The 18,821-nt window shown below is 69.3% G+C and carries 18 protein-coding genes; 7 read left to right on the forward strand and 11 right to left on the reverse strand.

Annotation, left to right across the window (positions count from 1 at the left end):
- The first annotated feature begins 230 nt into the window (after window positions 1-230).
- Window positions 231-1,088, forward strand: a complete 858-nt coding sequence (locus AB0B45_RS36845) for a GNAT family N-acetyltransferase (RefSeq protein ID WP_358140438.1) — start codon at window positions 231-233, stop codon at window positions 1,086-1,088.
- A gap of 12 nt (window positions 1,089-1,100) precedes the next feature.
- On the opposite strand, the gene AB0B45_RS36850 is transcribed toward AB0B45_RS36845, so the two are convergent.
- Genes AB0B45_RS36850 through AB0B45_RS36860 form a run of 3 tightly spaced genes read right to left on the reverse strand, consistent with a single transcriptional unit; the run spans window position 1,101 to window position 3,080 of the window.
- Window positions 1,101-2,060 carry a hypothetical protein gene (locus tag AB0B45_RS36850; RefSeq protein ID WP_358140441.1) on the reverse strand — a complete coding sequence of 320 codons (960 nt, stop codon included), beginning with the start codon at window positions 2,058-2,060 and terminating at the stop codon, window positions 1,101-1,103.
- Window positions 2,050-2,544: a SigE family RNA polymerase sigma factor gene (locus tag AB0B45_RS36855; protein WP_358140444.1), complete on the reverse strand. Its 495-nt coding sequence runs from the start codon at window positions 2,542-2,544 to the stop codon at window positions 2,050-2,052. Before AB0B45_RS36855 ends, AB0B45_RS36850 begins: the two co-directional genes overlap by 11 nt.
- A gap of 26 nt (window positions 2,545-2,570) precedes the next feature.
- Complete coding sequence (locus AB0B45_RS36860; RefSeq protein ID WP_358140447.1) at window positions 2,571-3,080, reverse strand: MauE/DoxX family redox-associated membrane protein; 510 nt, start codon at window positions 3,078-3,080, stop codon at window positions 2,571-2,573.
- 221 nt (window positions 3,081-3,301) lie between these two features.
- On the opposite strand from AB0B45_RS36860, the gene AB0B45_RS36865 reads away from it, so the two are divergent.
- Window positions 3,302-4,558, forward strand: a complete 1,257-nt coding sequence (locus AB0B45_RS36865) for a DUF1266 domain-containing protein (RefSeq protein ID WP_358140450.1) — start codon at window positions 3,302-3,304, stop codon at window positions 4,556-4,558.
- 98 nt (window positions 4,559-4,656) lie between these two features.
- Here the strand turns inward: AB0B45_RS36865 and AB0B45_RS36870 are convergent, their stop codons facing one another.
- Window positions 4,657-5,511, reverse strand: coding sequence for an isocitrate lyase/phosphoenolpyruvate mutase family protein (locus AB0B45_RS36870; RefSeq protein WP_358140453.1), 855 nt, complete (start codon window positions 5,509-5,511; stop codon window positions 4,657-4,659).
- 136 nt (window positions 5,512-5,647) lie between these two features.
- On the opposite strand from AB0B45_RS36870, the gene AB0B45_RS36875 reads away from it, so the two are divergent.
- A complete protein-coding gene (locus AB0B45_RS36875; RefSeq protein WP_358140456.1) occupies window positions 5,648-6,637 on the forward strand; it encodes a winged helix-turn-helix domain-containing protein in 990 nt (329 codons plus the stop codon).
- Window positions 6,638-6,726: 89 nt separating this feature from the next.
- Here the strand turns inward: AB0B45_RS36875 and AB0B45_RS36880 are convergent, their stop codons facing one another.
- Window positions 6,727-7,689, reverse strand: coding sequence for a DUF1838 family protein (locus tag AB0B45_RS36880; RefSeq protein WP_358140459.1), 963 nt, complete (start codon window positions 7,687-7,689; stop codon window positions 6,727-6,729).
- A gap of 209 nt (window positions 7,690-7,898) precedes the next feature.
- Between AB0B45_RS36880 and AB0B45_RS36885 the strand changes: the two genes are divergently transcribed.
- Window positions 7,899-8,360: an SRPBCC family protein gene (locus AB0B45_RS36885; protein ID WP_358140461.1), complete on the forward strand. Its 462-nt coding sequence runs from the start codon at window positions 7,899-7,901 to the stop codon at window positions 8,358-8,360.
- A 14-nt stretch (window positions 8,361-8,374) separates the two neighbouring features.
- Here the strand turns inward: AB0B45_RS36885 and AB0B45_RS36890 are convergent, their stop codons facing one another.
- The 6 genes from AB0B45_RS36890 to bla all read right to left on the reverse strand — a co-directional run bounded on the left by AB0B45_RS36890 (window position 8,375) and on the right by bla (window position 16,009).
- Window positions 8,375-8,992, reverse strand: a complete 618-nt coding sequence (locus AB0B45_RS36890) for a hypothetical protein (protein ID WP_358140464.1) — start codon at window positions 8,990-8,992, stop codon at window positions 8,375-8,377.
- Complete coding sequence (locus tag AB0B45_RS36895) at window positions 8,989-9,621, reverse strand: hypothetical protein (protein WP_358140467.1); 633 nt, start codon at window positions 9,619-9,621, stop codon at window positions 8,989-8,991. Before AB0B45_RS36895 ends, AB0B45_RS36890 begins: the two co-directional genes overlap by 4 nt.
- 166 nt (window positions 9,622-9,787) lie before the next feature.
- Window positions 9,788-11,278, reverse strand: coding sequence for a multicopper oxidase family protein (locus AB0B45_RS36900; protein WP_358140470.1), 1,491 nt, complete (start codon window positions 11,276-11,278; stop codon window positions 9,788-9,790).
- Window positions 11,279-11,295: 17 nt separating this feature from the next.
- A complete protein-coding gene (locus AB0B45_RS36905; RefSeq protein WP_358140473.1) occupies window positions 11,296-12,063 on the reverse strand; it encodes a hypothetical protein in 768 nt (255 codons plus the stop codon).
- Window positions 12,064-12,169: 106 nt separating this feature from the next.
- A complete protein-coding gene (locus AB0B45_RS36910; protein ID WP_358140476.1) occupies window positions 12,170-14,926 on the reverse strand; it encodes an AAA family ATPase in 2,757 nt (918 codons plus the stop codon).
- A 156-nt stretch (window positions 14,927-15,082) separates the two neighbouring features.
- The gene (gene bla, locus AB0B45_RS36915) at window positions 15,083-16,009 is read right to left on the reverse strand and encodes a class A beta-lactamase (protein WP_358140479.1); all 927 of its coding nucleotides are present in this window, start codon (window positions 16,007-16,009) and stop codon (window positions 15,083-15,085) included.
- A 406-nt stretch (window positions 16,010-16,415) separates the two neighbouring features.
- Here bla and AB0B45_RS36920 point away from each other — a divergent pair, with 406 nt between their 5' ends.
- The 3 genes from AB0B45_RS36920 to AB0B45_RS36930 all read left to right on the forward strand — a co-directional run bounded on the left by AB0B45_RS36920 (window position 16,416) and on the right by AB0B45_RS36930 (window position 18,821).
- A complete protein-coding gene (locus AB0B45_RS36920) occupies window positions 16,416-16,886 on the forward strand; it encodes a pyridoxamine 5'-phosphate oxidase family protein (RefSeq protein WP_358140482.1) in 471 nt (156 codons plus the stop codon).
- Window positions 16,883-17,872, forward strand: a complete 990-nt coding sequence (locus tag AB0B45_RS36925; RefSeq protein WP_358140485.1) for an NADPH:quinone reductase — start codon at window positions 16,883-16,885, stop codon at window positions 17,870-17,872. The genes AB0B45_RS36920 and AB0B45_RS36925 overlap by 4 nt, the downstream gene beginning before the upstream one ends.
- A gap of 109 nt (window positions 17,873-17,981) precedes the next feature.
- Complete coding sequence (locus tag AB0B45_RS36930) at window positions 17,982-18,821, forward strand: hypothetical protein (RefSeq protein WP_358140488.1); 840 nt, start codon at window positions 17,982-17,984, stop codon at window positions 18,819-18,821.

Here is an 18,821-nt window from a genome sequence, read left to right on the forward strand (position 1 = left end):
GCATCCTTCCCGAGTCCGACAACCGCCGACAAGACTGGATCTTGCGGGATTTCTGGAGCCGGTTCAGGCCATCGTCCCTATAAAACTCGGCATGGCCACGACATGCCACCCGACCAGCACGAACGCCGCGACCCTGCCCCGCTCCGCCGTACGGCGACATGGTGCTTTCATGGAAGGAAAGGCGTTTCCGAACGCCAGGGCGGACAACCAGCGGAGACGGAGGTCGCGCCATGGATCTTCTCCTGCGTCCCGGGACGCGCTCCGATGCGGCTGACTGCGGGAGGATCTGCTTCGAAGCGTTCGACCGGATAGCCCGCGAGCACGGCTTCACCGGCGACCTTCCCGACGTGGAGACCGCGACAGGGCTGATGGACATGCTCCTGAGCCACCCGGGCTTCTACAGTGTGACCGCGGAGCTGGACGGACGGATAGTCGGCAGCAACTTCCTCGACGAACGCTCGAGAGTCGTCGGCGTCGGCCCGGTCACCGTCGATCCTGACTGCCAGAACGCCGGCGTCGGCCGTCGGCTCATGGAGGATGTCATGCGCCGGGCCGAAGAGCGGCAGGCACCGGGCATCCGGTTGCTGCAGGCGGCCTACCATTGCAGGTCGTTCGCCCTGTACGCGAGCCTGGGCTTCGAGTTCCGCGAGACCCTGGCCTGCCTGCAGGGCCCACCGATCGGGCGCACCGTCCCCGGCCACACGGTACGGCCGGCGACGGACGCGGATCTGGCCTCCTGCAACGAGCTGTGCCGGCGGGTCCACGGCGCCGACCGCGGCGGCGAGGTCACCGACGCGCTCAAGCAGGGCACGGCGCGTGTCGTCGAGCACGATGGCCGAGTGACCGGTTACGCCACGGATCTGGCCTACTTCGCCCATGCCGTAGGCGAGACCACCGAAGACCTCAAGGCGCTCATCGCCTCGGCCACCGCTTTCGGCGGGCCCGGCATCCTCGTACCGGCCGGCGACACCGCCCTGCTCCGTTGGTGCCTGCGCCATGGCCTCAAGGTCACCCAGCTCGCGACCTTGATGACCATCGGGCTCTACAACGATCCCGCTGGGGCGTACCTGCCCAGCATCCTCTATTGACGGCGGCACCAGTCAGTGTCTGGCCATGCCAGGCACCACGATCTGCGAATCCGGCGGCAGTGCGAAGAGCTGCTGTCCGCTCGCCGACACCTTGCCCGCGTCCGACACGACGTATCCGGCCTTGCTCGGCGCGAGCGGCTGGCCGCCCAGCTGGTACCGCGTCAGCTCCTTGCCGTCCAGCCCGAACTCGATCATCGTGTTGGTCGCGGGCGCGAGGGCGTAGACCCGGTCCTCGCGCACCACGAGCGAGGGTCCGCCGTCCGCGGTGATCAGTTCCGCGTCTCCGGCGTCGAACGTGATCGGGCGGCCTCCTACCGTCAGCTCCACTTTCGTGGCGCGCTTGCCGTACTGGCTCTCGTCGAAGAGCACCAGCTCGCCCTGCGCGAGCCCGACCGGCTCGAAGCCCTTGGGCACCTCGGCCTTGGTGGCTTGCCCGGTGGTCAGGTCGAGCAGGTAGTAGGCGCTGACGTCGCCGCTGGCGTGGCTGGCCAGCAGGAGAGTGCGGGAGTCGGCCGACCAGGCCCACGGGCCGATGACCTCCCCGGGTCCGGCTGGAGGGCTCTCGTAGACAGTGGTTCCTGTCAGGTCCTTCAGCTGGAAAGCGGTCGCGGTGGGCGTGCCCAGCCAGCGCCCGTCCGGGGAAAGGGTGAGGTTGCCCGGCGGCGGCGCGGTCCTCTCGCCCAGCAGGACCTGCCGCCCGTCGGTGAGCGTCAGGTAGGTGGGGCAGCCGTGCATGCAGGCCGTGTGGATGCTCTGCCCCGCACTCGACGGGGGCGTGGCCACCGAGATCTCCTGTGTCGGCGCCGCCCGCGCGAACCACAGGCCGCTCGCGATGGCGAGTACGGCCACCGTCGCGCCGACGACGGCCAGCCGCCGCCGTCTCACGATGGCGACGGCCTTCCCTGGGTCGGCGTAGTCTCCCGCCTCCTCCTCCAGCGCGCGGTACGCGGCCCGCAGTGCCTCATCTCCCATGTCCGGCCTCCAGCAGTTCGGGCGCGAGTTGCCGCAGCCGCTTGAGCGCATCGTGGGTGTGGCGCTTGACCGTCCCCACGGAGCATCCGAGCTGCCTGGCGATCTCCGCCTCCGACAGGTCCTCGTAGAAGCGCAGGTAGAGCACCGCACGCTGCTTGGCTCCAAGCCGGGCCAGCGCCCGCGCCAGCATGACCCGGCTGTCGGCTGTGCCCGACGGGTCGGGTTCGGCGGTCTCCGGCACCTCGGAGGTGGAGAAGAACGCCAGCTTGCGCGGTCGCCGCCAGCTTCTGAGCTGGTTGAGCATGATCGTGCGGATGTAGGCCTCGGGGTTTCCGCTCGCGGCGATCTTGCGCCAACGGCCTGCCGCCTTCACCAGGGTCTCCTGGAGGAGGTCGGCCGCGGCGTGATGGTCGCCGGTGAGCAGGAAAGCGGTCCGCGACAAGGCATGGCCGCGGGCGGCCACGAACTCCTGAAAGCCTCTCACGCTAGTTAGAACTCATCGGGGCCGGCTCAGGGTTGAGTCATCAGCAAAATCAATCCGGCGAGCAGCACGACGGCGGCTCTGGACCAGCTTCGCCATGAGACCCGCTCGGCGGCGCCGAAGCACAGGCAGACCGCTTGGCCGCCGGTGGTCAGCTGGTAGGTCTGCACGGCGGTGAAGGCAGTGCCCAGGACGGTCGCCGCGATGCCTACCATCAGGTGAGGTGCGGGCGAGAGCGCAAGAGCGACGGCGAGCGCCTCCACGACGATGATCGCGAAGGCACCCGCCCACGGCAGCGCCAGACTGAGGCGGAACGCGGTGAAGTGCCGTGCCTTGCCGAGTACGGCAAGAGCGAGCATGACGGCCAGGCCGTACCGGACAAGGAGCAGAATCACCGCATGACCACCAGGACGAACAACAGGGGAATGGAGACGAGGACGAACAGCAGCTTCATCTTCGGAAGAGATCAGCACCATAACCAGGGCCACGCCGGGCAGGGCCACGTAGCCATCGAGCTCCTCGTCGAACAGGCGCGACACCGGGTACCCCAGCCCCAGGCCCACGGGTAATCCGACAACGGCGCCCCGGACAAGATCCTAGCCATTGGTCAACAATGCCATCCACCGGTGCACGGCGGAGCCGAACCGCTCCGTCGGCCTGATCCGGACCTCACCCGAGCCCTCGACCTCGCGCGCTCGTCACTCCGGGGCAGGCCCATGGGGCGGTTGTAATGTATTGGTGCATGGTGACGTGGAATGGGATGAACCCTGATCTCATGGCGAATCAGGGCGCGCCCAACGAGGCGGAAGCGGCGGCACCACCCGTCCCTTTCTGGCAGGCACCCACCGACACCGAACACGGCCTGTACGAGGCCAAGATGCGCGGCGACTGGGCCGCCTACTTCGACATCCTCGCCACCGCGGACCTTTATCACGCGATGTCACGCGCCCAGGCCGACGCCAAGCCCGGCTGGCTTCGCTACAACGTCACATACTGGAGCCCTCAGCCTGGCCCCAAGTGTCTTGCGTTCTTCACCGACGGGATGCTTCCTGCGCCCGCGCCCGACCCGGTCTTCTTCCAGGTCGACCTGGCTCAGCTTGCCGAGGATTGGCCACAGGACGACGAGTGGCTGGCCATCAACCCCGGCACCCCCTGCGAGGCGTTCTTCCCCGCGACGGCCGCCCATCGGCAGGCGTGGCGCTGGCACGCCGACCGGATGCCCCACCCTCGCCGACATCAACTGCGCACACTGTGGGCCGGGGGCCCGCTGCACGGCCCCGTCGCTCACGGTCTCGCCTGCGGGGCGCTTCTCTGCGTGAAGAACGCCTCACTCTGGAACGCGATGGGCTGGCACGGCACCGGCTACGTTCGCGAGAGGAGACGCCTGGCGGAGTGGTGGGAGATCACCAGCCGAGAGGAGTGGCTGCGTGCCGAGGAGGGGCTTCTCAGCGGCCGGATGAGCAGCCCGGTCTGGGGATTCGTCCTGGGCATACGCAGCACCCTCGCCCGCGACTTCGGCGGCGCGGTCGAGATGGACCACTGGCGGCACGTGACCTCCCGGGTCATACGGCAGCGCGCCGCCGATCCCGAGGGGGTCACCACGACGGCCCCCCACGGCGACTCCGAGACGGAGTCCCTGGTCGCCGGAGCGCAACGCCTCATCGGACGAATCACCCGGTACGAGGCGCGATTCCGTGCGGACGGGCTGCTCGCCGAGAACAGGTTCGTCCACACGGTGGAGGCGTGGGACTACGGGCGCGCTTCGAAGATGGCCCGATGGGGACTCGGTGCCCGCTACTGCGACCTGGCGGAGGCCGAACAGGCGGTCCTCCGCGCCGGACGGGTCAGCCGGATCAACTACCGTTCCTGGGAAGAGTTCTCGGCCGCCTACATCCTGGGACGCTGCCTCCACTTCGACGAGGAGGAGTTCGGCGACTGGTACGGGGAGATGCTCAACGCGCACAGAATCCTGACGACCGACCCGAACAGCCCCTGGCTCAACATCCCCTTCAAATGACCAGGGCGCGAGAGTTGCAGCTTGCTGATCCCGCTGTCATCTTCTTGCCACGTGGATCGAGAGGGCCTGGCCGCCGCGAGTCGCCCTCCCGGCCTCGATCAATGGCGGAACAGGACGTCGATTTCCCCGAAGTCCAGTGAGCCGTCCAGCGCCGTGAGTCCACCCGTGCCGAGCAGTTCCGCGGCGGCTGTCCTGGCCGCGGTGTAGGCGGCCTGGGCCAGCCCGGTGCCCAGGCTGATCCTGCGCACCCCGGCCTGCGCGAGCTCGGTGACACTCGGTCCACCGCCGACGGCCATCGCGTTGACCGGCAGCGGCGACTCGGCGCAGAGAGTGCGCAGCACGTCCAGATCGAGAAGGCCGGGAACGAAGATGCCGTCGGCTCCCGCCTCGGCGTATGCCGCCGTGCGCGCCAGCACCTCGCCCAGTCGGCCATCGGATGCACCGATCCCGAACAGGAAGACGTCGGTGCGCGCGTTGACGAACAGTTCCTGCAGGCCGGCCGCGGCAGCGGCGTCCCTGGCGGCGCGCAGCCTGGCGCTCTGTTCGGTGATGCCGTACAGAGGGCCGCCGACGGCCGTGGAGTCCTCCAGGTTGACGCCCACCGCACCGGCCTCGATCACCGCCCGCACGGTCGCGGCGACATCCGCCGGGGCCGGTCCGTACCCTCCCTCCACGTCGACCGTCACCGGCAGGTCGACGGCGTTGACGATGCGCCGCGCGGCCTCCACCATCTCGCCCCGGCTGAGCCGTTGCCCGTCGCCGCGGCCCAGTGACCACGACACGCCACCGCTGGTCGTGGCGATCGCCGTGGCACCGGCCGCGGCGATCACAGCGGCGCTGGCGGCGTCCCATGCGTTGGGCAGCACCAGCACGGATTCGGCGCTCAGCGTGCGAAACAGCCGGGCCTTCCTCTCGGTCGCGGCATCAGTGGAGGGGGAGCTGTCAACAGACATGTGCATGACCGCCTTCGCGTTGTTCTGCTTCTCGGCACCCCACATCGCGGGCGCCTGCTCCCGGGATGCTGCTGGGCCGGGGAGCGAGCGTCCACTGATTAAGCTCGGACCGAATGGTGGAAGCAGTGGAGGCGGCATGAAGGCGCGGCTGGGCTTTTCGGTGAACGACCTGGCCGAGACCCGGTTCGCCGTCTCGCCCATGTGGGAGGTCGTCACCAGCTTCAGGGCGCTGGCCGCCGCTGCGGTGCCGGACCTGCACCTCGGCTGGGCCGGCCAGGTACGCCCTCGGCTCGCGGCAGCGGGGCTCGACCGCGGTTGGCTCGCCGACATGATTCCGCCCGCCGGCCACCTCCCCGACTTTCTCAACCCGGCACCGACGTCCGCGTCCCCCGGCCTTTCCGGCGAGTTGGCCGCCATCGAGGCCACCGACCCCGAGCAGGTACGGCGGGACCTCGACCTGCTGGCCGCCGAGCGCGAAGGCCGGTTGTCCCCCCGGCTGCGGAGCCTTCACCGGACCCCTGGGACCTACCTGCCTCGGATCGTCGCGGAGATCGATGTCTACTGGCGGCTCGCGATAGCGCCTTACTGGGCCAGGATCCGCTCGGTGCTGGAGGCTGACATCTTCTACCGGGGCCGCCAGGTGGCCGAGCACAGTACGGCCCAGGCGCTCGACGAGTTGCACCACACGGTGCGCTGGGCCGACGGCAGCCTCCACCTGGTACAGCGGCACTGCGCCATCACCAGGATCGAGACCGGAGCCGGGCTGCTCCTGGTGCCGTCGGTCTTCGCCTGGCCGCGGGTGCTGACCCGGACCGTGGGGTCGGAACCACCTCAGCTGGCCTACCCGGCGCGCGGGATCGGCACGTTGTGGGAGCGCCGGACACATGCGCACATGGACGCCCTCGCCGCCGTGATCGGCCGATCCCGGGCGCTGATCCTCGCCGAACTGGACTCACCCGCCTCGACCACCGAACTCGCCCACCGGTCCGGCCTTTCGGCGGCGGGCGTGTCCCAGCACCTCACCGCGCTGAGGGCCGCCGGCCTGACCAGCACCCACCGAGCGGGCCGCTCGGTGCTCTACGCCCGCACCGAGCTCGCCGACGCCCTGCTCACCGCGCAGACGTGAAAGCCTGCTCGGCTGCGCGGGTAAATCCGGACGATCCGGCAGGCGTGGTCGTCACTCAAGCCCTCCAGCATGAGCTCGCAGTACGGTCATCACGCCTTTCCATTGGCGGCGCACCAGCCGGCCCATGTGGTGGCACCCTTGCCCAGCTGCTTGTTGTAGAACGAGGTCCAGGAGTTCTCGCTCGGACCTGGCGCGGTGGGAGCGGCCTTGAAGAGCGGGTAGGAAGCGTCGACCTCCGCACGCAGCCACGGCTCGATGTCAAGGTAGGACGGCAGCGACCAGCTGCGGGCGTGGTAGGTGAGCTGCCCGCGGACGTCGGTCTCCGGCAGGCACATGGAGGGCGCCCACGGGCTCGTCCTGGCCCAGCTGATCTTGGTCTTCATCGCACCCTTGGGTACGGTGCCCGCGATCGTGCGGGCCGAGACCTCGCGGGCGTCGACGTAGAAGTCGAACATCTCCTGGGCCGCGTAGACGCCGTTCACCAGCCCGAACTGCTCGCCCAACGTGGTCTTGAAGTCCGTGCGGACCGGGATGTCGCTGGTCCACACGGTCTCGTCGTGCATCTGCCGCATGGGCGGGCCGACGTAGGAGGGGGTGACGTTGAACGGGCCGAAGTTCACCGCGTCGTTGTTGATGGGGACGACGGGGTAGGTCTTGAGGTCGATCGGGTTCTTCCATTCCCGCAGGATCTTCGTGGGGTCGGCGGGGTCGGTGTAGAAGACGATCTCGCGGGAGAGCTGGTAGAGCTGCGTGGTGCCGGGTACCCGGTACAGCCGCCGGATGTTGTACCCCTCGAGGTTGAACAGTTTCTGGCCGTGGCGCAGCTGCGGGTCGTAAGCGTTGCCCTCGATGTTGGCGTAAACGGATCCCGAGATCCGGAAGACCATGTCCCGCCCGTCAGGACGCCCGTTGGTCTGCAATGACAGGAGCCCGCTTCTGTCGGTAACCGTCTTGTAGACCGGCCCAGGAGAGGTCGGGTCATCCACCTCCTCGCCCGCCGCCGCGCCGGGAACGGCGACGCACACCAACAGCGCGGCGAGGGCTGCGGACAAGGTCAAACCACGGCGCTTGAACAAGAGTGCTCCTGGCGATGCAGAGGGGTGACAGGGACCGAACTGATCATTTCAGCTGACGAGACCCAGCCTCAACCAAGCCTGGCGATACCGGAGCCGACCCCCTCGTTCGTGATCATGCTGCGCTTCCCGGCGACAAGGAATCTTGCGACAATTCCGCGACAGAACACGCAGGTACGGGAGGCCGGGTGTCGAACAGCGTGCTGACCCACGAATTCCACATGGACGTCGCCCCGGAGAAGGTGTTCGAGCACCTCACGACTCCGGAGAGCTACATCGGCCTGTCCCCCCTCGTGGTCGCCGTCAGCGATGTGGACCGCTCGGAGCCCGGCGTGATCCGGTACACGGCCGTCGAGCGCTTCCGCTTCCTCTGGATCTTCACGCACGACAACCCGATCACAGTGGCCCTTCACACTGACGGCCTGTCCGTCCACGGCGAGGTGCGGAGCCCGGGACGCATTCGCATGGCCTACCGGTTCGACCTGGAGCCGGACGGCACCGGCACGCGGGTGAGCGACCGGCTCGACCTGACGGCCCCGTGGTTCCTGGTCGGGTTCGCCGCCGGCCAGGCGCGCAAGGTGCAGCTCGCCCGCGCGCGGATCCTGGCGGAACGGTTGTCCACCACTCATGAGGGCCCCGCTCGCGACTGACCGGAAAACCACCCTCAGCCCGGCTCGATGGACCGCCTGACCACCGGAAGGTGTGGAATCGCGCTGGCGAGCGCCAGCACGACGACGAACGAGGCCACGAGCACCGCGACCCAGGCGCCGCGGGGCTCGCTGAGTGCGAGCCGCGCACCGCCGATCGCGGGTGTGGCCAGTGTCAGGGCCGCGAGGAGGGCGACGCCGGCGACGCCGGTGACGAGCCGGGCCCAGCGTGGTCCGCGACCGGATACCGAGTACCCGCAGCCGAGCGCGATGGCGGCCACGGCGACCGCCCCGCCACCCAGGCCCTGGGTGAGGAACTGGACCAGGGCGCCCGGCATGAGCATCGGCGCGACGGCGAAGGCGAGCGGGGCGAGGGCGAGCCACCTCCACCGGGGCCGGCCGCCGGTTCGCCGCAGGTGTTCGGCCCAGCCGAGCAGCCCGCCCGTGACGGCGCCAGGAAGGAGGATGGCCGCGAACGTGCCGGCCCAGTCGATCTGGGAGTCAGTGCCGGCGAGCTCGGACATATAGGAGCGGAAGCCGGCCGCCCAGGCGATGCCGCAGATCGTGCCCGCGGCGATCAGTACGAGTCCGGAGCGTGGACGACCATCAGCCGGCCCGGACATCGGCCCGGTCACAGCCGCTCTATACGGGCGTTCGCCGGGATGGCGTCAGTACGCACGAGGGCAAATCCGAGAGCGGCGAAGAGCAGCATCCACACCCCGATCGTCAGGCGGGCCACGACGAACGGCCCGAAGATCGCCGGCGTGAGCGGAACGATCACATAGACGCCCAGGATCAACGGGATGAAGCGCCGCCAGCCGGCCCAGCGCCGCGCCCTGACCACGGCGATGCCGAGCACGATGAGAGCGGCACCGTTGAGCAGGGACAGGACTCCGTAGACGCTGTCCACGATGTCCGTGGCCGGCGAAGGGTAGGCGGCGTTCGCGGCCGAGATGGCGACCAGTTCCTGTACGGCCAGCAGCACCATCGACACCACGCTGCCGATCCCTCCGATCCGGGCCGGCACGCCGCGGCCGGCGAACCCGGATCGCCACACCACCATCAGGCCCCAGGCGATGGCCAGGTGGTGGAGGAAGAAGAACGACTGGATCGCGGTGAACCCGTCAGCACTGAGCGGGAAACTGAACCGGTCGCCGGCCACGGCCGGCGGTACGAAGGCGAGAAACAGGGCCGAGGCCGCGCCGGTGAATCCAGCGAGAAGGAGTGCCCAGGTACCCGTCTTCCTCGCCGTGATGTCGTTCATCAACTCCGCCCTTCGGTCACGGTGCCGGTGGCCGCTCTGCATGGCCCGACGCTAGATCGGGGCTTCTCCCGGGGAATCGGGTGTTTCCCTATGTGCTCACCTCGGCCGTCCGCCGGCCGAGGTGAGCACGGCGAACGGTTCCGCTTGCCGGGTGCAACGGCGCTGATCACTCCGGCTCGTTTCCCGCCGGCCCGCCCAGGGCGAACGGCGTGGTCACTCCCTCGTACATCAGGTGGGCGACAAGCCCTTCGGCCGCATGCGGCAGGTTGTGGCAATGGTCCATCCAGATGCCGGGATTGTCGGCGACGAAGGCGATGTCGTACGACTCACCATCGCCGACGTCGAGCGAGTCCACCCACCAGGGACTCCCGCTGGTGCTCACCCCGTTGCGGCTGAGCACCAGCGCGTGGTGACCGTGAAGGTGCATCGGATGTCCCTCGCCACTGTGGTTCGAGATGCGCATCCGTACCACGTCGCCCTCGGAGACGACGAACATCGGCACGTCGGGGAAGAGGTGGCCGTTGACGGTCCACCACAGCCCGGGACGCCCGTCGAGAAACCCGGGCCGGCGCCCGATCATGTACTCGAAGCGTCGATCGGGCCTGTCCGGGGCGAACCCCAGAGGCGCCTTCGTCCCGTAGGAGAGCAGGTCCAGCGTCGTGGTGGGCCGCCGGCCGAGGGGTGCGTCGTACGACTTCGAACCGAGCACGACGGCCACCGAACCGCCGAGATGGACCCGAACCGGCGAACCGTCCTCCGGCATGGTCACCTCGAGGTCGGCACGGCCGCCCGCCGTGACGAGCACCCCTGTGTCCTGGACCGGGGTGGGCCCGTTCAGGTCCGTGCCGTCGACGGCGACGAGCCTGAACGGCGCACCGGCGACCCATGCCGACATCGGAGCGTTCTCGGTATTGATGACCCGCACGCGCGCGCGTTTCCCGGGCGCCACCTCGACCTGTAAGTCTCCCTCGCGGCCATTGACGGTGCGGGCTCCGTCGTACAGGTGCACCAGCGCCGCGACGTCGACGACCTCGGCTGCCTGCTCCGCAAGGGTGACCACGACGGTGCCGAGCAGTCCGCCGCGGACCTGCTCGTGGGACACCTGGTGGGAGTGGTACCAGAAGGTGCCGGCCTGGTCCGCGACGAACCGGTAGGTGTACTCCTCGCCGACACCGACCGCGTCCTGGGTGACACCCGCGACCCCGTCCCCGGCGTTGGGTACATCGACGCCGTGCCAGTGCAGCGTGACGCCCTCCGGCACCGACTCGTTCACCAGCCGTACCTGCACCAGCTGTCCCGCGGTGGCGCGGATGTCCGGGCCTGGCGACCGGCCGTTGAGGGTGTACCCGTCGACGACTCGGCCTGAGGGCAACCGGAACGGTTCCTTACGGGCAGTCAGCGTGACAGCGACGTCGGCCGTGCGTCGCGGGTCGGCGATCAACGCCATCACGCTGCGCTGAGCCGTCGCGTGCTGACCGTGCCCGCCATGCGTCACCGAGCTGCCGACCGGGCCGCCGCCGTGGTCCGCGTACCCCATGTCCATCGCGGAGTGCGTCCCCGGGAGCAGGCTGGCCTGCCAGAGCCAGATCAGCGGCCCGAGGACGACGGCGGTCGCGCCGCACGCGACGGCGAAGTTGACCCGGCGGTTCCAACGCACCTGGGTGTGCCCGTCAGTCAGGTCCGCGGCGCGAGGCGCGCGTCCGGATCGGCCGTCTGGCTCGCGACCCCGTTGCGAGCCAGGCGTGCGGCGTAGATCGCCGCGCTGAACAGCAGCAGCGCGTTGAAGCCATGCAAGGCGCCCAGGGCAGGAATGTCGTGGCCGAGGAACCCCAGGGTGACCTGCGCCGCGACGAGCAGCAGAACCAGGGCCGCCCACTTCACCGCTCCCGGGACCTTCGTGAAGAAGGAGGAGATCAGCAGAATCAACGCGGTCAGCGGGATGATCATCGTCCCGACCATGCCGTGGACCGCGTAGCCGAGAACTTCGGGGAAGACGAACGCACGGCTTTCTATGACCGCCGCGTCGAGCACGCCGCCCTCCAGGACCCATTTGCCCTGCCCGGCGACGGCGTAGACCATCGCCATCGACTGCAGGACGACCTGGGCCGCGACGACGATGGCCAAGATCTTGTAAACGGCTTTCATGTGGTTCTCCCCTTTCAGATGGGGCTGATCGAGCGGATCCATCGCGTCGCCGTTCTCGACACATCTCCCGGTCGCCGCGCTCTCGATCGCCTCCGCGATGCGGTGGAACGGAATCTCCGCCTGCCGGCACACCTGTGCGACCGAGGCCGGTGAGCCGGCCGCGAACAAGCAGAAGGCGACCTCGTCCTCGGGCACGAAGAGCGTCAGGAGAAGGTCGACCGTACGTCCCTCGGCCGACAGCTCTCCCGCGCAGCAGCCGATCTTGTGGGCGGTTTCCCTCAGCAGCTCGTCGGTCAAGCCCGGGCGGTACCACTCGACGAGGTAGCGCGACAGGCTCGGCGGTGGTCGATGCGGCATGGGCCGAACGTAGTTCGGAACTTCGCCCGGCGAATCAGGTGTTTCCCTATGTGTTCATCTCGGCCATTCGCTGCCCGAGCTCGGCGCGCGAGCCGATGCCCAGCTTCTGGTAGACGCGGGCAAGGTTGGCCTCGACCGTCTTCGGGCTGATGAACAGGGCCGTGGCGACCTGGCGGTTCGTCATTCCGCTCGCGGCCAACTCGGCGACCCTTCGCTCTGACGGAGTGAGTTCCGTGCCGAACGATGGACTCGTGGTGACCCGCTCGAGTTCGCCCCTGGCACGTGCGGCCCACAGGGAGGTGCCGAGGTCATCGAAGATCCGGAGAGCGTCCCGCAGAGCTTCCGCGGCGGCACGCTTCTGACGCCGCCTGCGTTGGATCTGACCCCGTACCAGCTGTGTACGGGCCCGTTCGAACGGCATCGGTAGCCGCTCATGCTCGGCCAGTGCCAGCTCGGCCGCTGCGAGTGCGGCGTCCAGGTCTCCCCGCGCGGCCAGTAGAAGGCTTCGACAGCGTGCGCCGAGCGCCAGCGCCCACGCGCGATCCAACCTGCGGCCGTTGGCCTCCAGCCGATCCACCAGCGCGGCCGCCTCTTCCAGCCGCCCCACCCCGACGAACGCCTCCACGGTGTCCGGGGCGAAAGGCGCGGCCGTAGGTTCTCCGTACCCCATGACCGTCGCGGCCTCGGCCAACGGCCCCAACGTCGCGGCCGCGGCCTCGTAGTCGGCCAGCGACACGTCCAAGAACCCCAGGGTCACCATCGGCCAGACGGTTACCGCCAGGCAGCTGCCCCGCTGGAAGATCGCCAGCGCCTGGAGAGCGGCCTGGCGCGCCTGGTCGGGCTGACCGGCATACGCGGCGACGTTCGCCTGGGCCGACAGCGCGATCGCGAGGGGGAAGTCGGTGCCCAGCTGCAACGCCCGTTCCAGAGTGTCCTCGGCGATCAGACGCGCATCGGCGAGGTTGCCACGCCAGCACTCGACGATCACGGTGTGAAAGGCCGTGAACATCAGATCGCTCTCCTCACCCCGCTCGAGGCAACGCCGCCGCAAGGCGAGCAGTCGATCCCGGGCCTCGTCCAGCCGTCCCGTCCAGGCGAGCAGCAGACTGCTGATCAAGGTCGGGCGCAGCATCACCGGGCCGGGAACGCCGGGATTCTCCAGGGCAAGGGCACGCTGAAGCGTGGGCTCGTCCAGTCCATGACCGCTCAGGAAACGGATCATGACCGAGGACGCGAGGGCCTTGGCCAACAGGTCGGAATCCTCCAGCCGCTCCGCGTCGGCCACGGTGTCGTCGACGATCCGAAGGGCATCGGGGATCCGGCCGAGGTTGACCAGCACGAAGAGTAACTCGATCAGGATCGGCGCCCGTAGCCGCAGGTTACCGTCCGCTTCGACGAGCGCCTGCTCCAGGTAGGCCGCCGCCTCCCGGTAGCTGTCGTCATGGAGACGCACCGTAGCCAGCAGGAGGAGCGCCTCGGCGCGGGTCTGTCCCGAGCCGAGCGCGTCGACCACGTTCTCCAACATCGCGCGAGCCCGCATCGGGTCGCCGGCGTCGAAGTGGTGCTGAGCCGAGCGAATGCGGCGCTCAGGAGCGTCCGCGCCAAGGCCGACCGCCAGGTCGAGCAGTTCCGCGGCGGCTGCGGGCGCGCCCCGAGAGCGCGCTCGAACAGCCGCCTCGTCGAGCGCCGCCACGGTGTCCGCGTCGGCACGTACGGCGGCCAGAGCCAGGTGGCGGGCGCGCTCCTCCGGATCTGCCACGATCATGGCAAGCCGACGATGCATGGCGCGCCTGCCGGACGGTGGCGCGACCGCGTAGACGCCCGTGACGAGCAGCGGATGCGTGAACCGGACCCAGTGGCCGTCGATCCGGATGAGACCGGCGCCTTCGGCGTCGCCGAGAAGACGGTCGACCTCAACCGGATCGGAACGTACGGCGAGTTGAACGAGCTCGACCGTCGGTTCGGCAAGCGCCGCAGCTGCGAGCAGCACCTGCTGCACGTTCGCACAGCCCTTGATCCGGGTCTGCACAAGCTGAGCCAGGGTGCTCGGCAACGGTGATGTCACGTCGGCCGCGCCGTCGAGCCCGATACCCCGGGCCAGCTCCACCGCGTAAAACGGATTGCCGCCGGACACCTGCTGGATACGGACCATCATCGGCCGGGGAAACGAGCGACCGATCCGTTCGCGGAGCACCCCATGCAGGGCGCCGAGACTCAACGGCCCTACCCGTAAACGCTGAGTGGCATGAGGATCCAGCAGCCGTAATGATGGCCCGGAATCACCCCGCTCCTCTGCCCGTAGCGTCGCGAGCACACCGACCCGCGAGCTCAGCCGCCTGACGGCGAACTCGATGGCGCCGGCGCTGGAGCGGTCCACCCACTGCAGGTCGTCGATCGCCAGCAGCACCGGGACCTCGTCCGCCAGCCGCTCGACGACGGAGAGCAACGCCGCACCGGTCGCGCGACGATCGGTGGGCTCCCCGCCGGTTCCGCCCCGCAGCAGGACGACATCGATCGCACGACGCTGCGGCTCCGGCAAGGTCTCGACCACTGAACTCTCGACGCCCGCAAGCAGGTCGGCCAACGACGTGTACGACAGCTGCGCCTCGGCAGCCGCCGGCGCAGCCGCCAGGACACGGAAGCCCCGCCGACGCGCCTGCTCCGCGGCCGCCAGCCACAGAGTCGTCTTGCCGATGCCGGCTTCGCCCTCCAACAGCAACGCTGCGGGCCGCGCCTCAAGCGAATCAAGGAAACTCGCGACCGCCTGAAGCTCTGCCTGGCGGCCGACGATGTCCGCGCACATGCCGCAAGACTCTCAGCAGCCGCCCTACGGCGCACCACTGTGGACGCTACATTCTTCGCTCACGGGTGGCATGCGCGGCGAGTTCGAGATCGCCAGGCCGGGCCGCCGAGGGTAGTGGCAACCGCGAGATCGCCGCGCGGGTGGTCCACTGGACGTTCAGAGCTTGCCGAGCCCGCGAGCCAGGATGGTGGCGGTCTTCGCGATGGCCGTGTTGTCCGTGGCGAGGCCCGGAGTGCGGTTGGTGTAGATCGCCATGATGATCGGAGCCGCGCTCTTCCCGGGCCAGATGACAGCGATGTCGTTCCCGCCGCCGAACCCGTCGGAGTTGGTCCCGGTCCTGTCGCCGATCGTCCAGCGCGTGGGCAGACCTGCCCGGATGCGCTCGGCACCGGTCTTGTTCGCGAGCAGCCAGGCGGTGAGCTGCTCCCGGTCCTTGGCGTGCAGCGCCTCCCCTGTCGTGAGCACCCGCAGGTCACGACCGATGGCTGCGGGTGTGGTGGTGTCGCGCTTCTCCTTGGGGGTCCAGTCGTTGAGTTCGGGGTGCCAGCGGTCCATACGGGAGATCGGGTCCTTCAGCGCACGGAAGTACCTCGTCAGGCCTGCGGGCCCGCCGATCTGCTTGAGCAGCAGGTTGGACGCGGTGCCATCGCTCTGGGTGACGGCCGCCTCGCACAACTGGGCGACGGTCAGGCCGTCCTGGACGTGCTTCTCGGTGACCGGCGAGTTGGGCTTTATGTCGGCCGCCGTCCACTTGACGACCTTGCTCATCAGGCCGGGCTCGGAGGTGCGCGCCTTGTGCAGGACGGCCGCGCAGAGGGGTGCCTTGAAGGTGGACAGCATCGGGAAGCGCTCACCCGCCCGGTATGTCACGGTCTTGCCGGTGGCCGTGTCCATGGCGTACGCGCCGATGCGGCCCTTGAAGGACGCCTCCAGCTTGCGCAGGTCCTTCTTGACCTGGACCTCTCCCGAAACCGCCGCCGGCGCCGCCACCACTGTCGCGGCCGAGGCGGTACCCCCGCCGAGGGCGCCGCCGGACAGGAGGGATATCGCCAAGAGCCCCGAGAGGGGGCGGAGGTGTCGCATGTCAGCTTCCTTGCTTGCCGTCGGTCAGAAAGCAGGAGCCAAGCAGATGTGATCAGGCGATGTCTAATACCGATATCGGTAATCAGTTGATATCGGTTCTCGTATAACCGCTCATCAGACACTCCCGTCTGGTGGAGGTCTCGCCTATGTCGCGCAGCGTCGCCTGGAGTCTGACTCGAAACAGGGCGCAGACGTCCGACAGCGACCCCTCGCACCTTCATGAGGCGGCTCCATAGGCAGCGGAATGACCCCATGTACGCTGGTCAGCAGGCGTGTGACGCCGAGTTCGAGGCCGTAGCCCGGCTCGCGCCCGCGACGCTGCGAGATCGGCTGGATGCGCGCGGAAGTATAGAGACCTTGATCTCCTCCCTCAAGGCTGAAGCCTGGCCCTGCTGAAGGAGAGACGATGACGATCATCGACGACGACATGCGCCTGATCGTGGACAGCTCGCGGCTGTCCTTCGTGGCCACCGTGTGCCCCGACGGCTCGCCCAATCTCTCCCCCAAGGGATCGATGCGGGTATACGACGACGAGCACATCGCCTTCATGGACATCGCGTCCCCCAACACGGTCGCCAACCTCGAACGCGACCCGCGTATCGAGATCAACTCGATCGACTTCTTCCGCAGGCGGGGCTACCGGTTCAAGGGCACCGCGGAGTTCCGCGAGCCCGGCGATCCCGTGTACGAGTGGCTGCACACGTGGCTGCTCGACCTGAACGGCCCCGGCTACCCCGCCCATCGCGTGATCCTGGTGCACGTGGAGCGGGCACTGCCGATCCTGTCTCCCGCCTACACCTTCGGCAACGCCGAGGAGGACGATCTCAGGCAGGCGTGGGCGCGTGTCTACCTCGCCGATCTGAAAGAGGAACGATGAGCGACCGGGAGACCATGACCGCGGCGTACATCACGCGGCCCTGCCCGGCGGACGAGATACGGATCGGCCGGCTCCCCGTGCCGGAGCCCGGCTCGTCGGAGGTCCTGGTGAAGGTGGTGGCACTCGCCGTCAACCACGTCGACACCTTCGTCCGCTCCGGCGCCTACCGGACGCGCCTGCCGTACCCGTTCATCATCGGCCGCGACCTGGTGGGGACCGTGGTCGCGGAGGCGCCGGGGTTCGCGCCCGACGACGCGGTGTGGTGCAACAGCCTGGGGCTCGACGGCCGTCAGGGGTCCTTCTCCGAGTACGCCGCCGTGCCCGCCGACCGGCTCTACCACCTGCCCGGCGGCGTGGATCCGGAGAACGCGGTCGCGTCCCTGCACACCGCGGCCACCGCGCACCTCGGCCTGTTCAAGGAGGCGGGCCTGCGGATCGGGGAGACGATCGTCGTGACCGGCGCGGGCGGCGGGGTCGGCACGGCCACCGTTCAACTCTCCGCGGCCGCGGGGGCGCGGGTCATCGCGACCGCGCGCGAAGACGACTTCGACTGGTGCCGGCGGTGCGGCGCCGACGAGGTCGTCGACTACCACGACCCGGACATGTACGCGGAGATCGCCAAACTCGCTCCCGATGGGGTGGACGTGTTCTGGGACAACTCCGGCCAACACCACCTGGAGCAGACCGTCCCCCTGCTCGCCCTCGGCGGCCGGATGATCATCCTGGCCGGTCTCGGCGCCACCCCCGTGCTCCCCGTCGGGCAGCTCTACACGCGCAACGCCAGCCTCCGCGGCTTCGTGATCAGCAACGCCACGGTGGCCGAACTCGCCGCGGCGGCCACAGCGATCAACCACCTCCTGGCCCGCGGCACCCTGGTCTCCAGGATCGGGACGCGGCTGCCGCTCACCGAGGCCGCCCGGTCCCACCACCTGCAGGAGGGCACCGATCCTCACCACCCCCGCGGGCGCATCGTCGTCCTCCCGTGACTGCCGACTTCAACGACACCCGCCGAGACCGACGGGTTCGGCGTCATCGAGGACGCCGCGGCCGCCTGCAAGATCTACCTCGGCAGCTCCTCCACCCAGCGTGCAGTTGGTGCCCGATCTGTCCGCGATCAAGCCGGGTGACCCGGTCCAGGTGGCGACTCCGGACCGCATCCCGCCGGCCGACCTGCTCGTGGTGACGGGGGCCGGCGACTGGCCGGCGGACTGCGCCGCGCGGCTGCCCCGGCTGCCCGGCTGCCCGGCTGCCCGGCTGCCGATGGTCGCCGGCTCGCTCGCGTACCAGCTGCCCGTCGAGGCGCCCCGCGCGGCCGAGTTCCGCTCGAGGCTCAGGGCGATCACCGCATCCTCGCCCGCCGAGGCGAAGGTGTTCGACGACTACCTGGGCACACGCCGCCCCATCACCGTCGTGGGCACGCCGCAGACCGACGACCTGCCCAAGCACGCCCCCGAGCCCGGCACCGTCCTGGTGCTCACCAGCGTGACCAGGTCCAGCCCGACCGGCGGCGCGGCCCCCGGCACCGAGCTGCTCCTGGCCGCCGCCGAGCGGCTCGCGGCCGCCGGCAGGCACATCCTGGTCGGGCTGCACCCGCGAGAGGACCGCTCACTGTGGGAGCGGTACGAGATCAGCTCCGTCCCTTCGGTCCGGGCGTCGGCGCGGGCCGAGCCCGCCATCGGCATCCCGGGCACGGTCTTCCCTGTCGCGGCCGCGGTCGGCGTGCCGCTGGTGGGTTGCACGGACCCGCGCCTGCAGATCCCCGACTACCTGCTGAGCGTCTGCTCCCACACGATCACCGCCGCGGACGACGCGGTGAGCGCCGTGACCCAGGCCAAGCCGGTTTCACGGGAGGTGCTGTACGAGGCGGTTGGGCCGATCGGGGGTTCGGCGCGGCGACTGCTCAAGATGTGGCGGAAGGCAGGCGTCCGGGTCTGA

The sequence above is a fragment of the Nonomuraea sp. NPDC049152 genome (assembly GCF_040648355.1).
Classification (GTDB): domain Bacteria; phylum Actinomycetota; class Actinomycetes; order Streptosporangiales; family Streptosporangiaceae; genus Nonomuraea.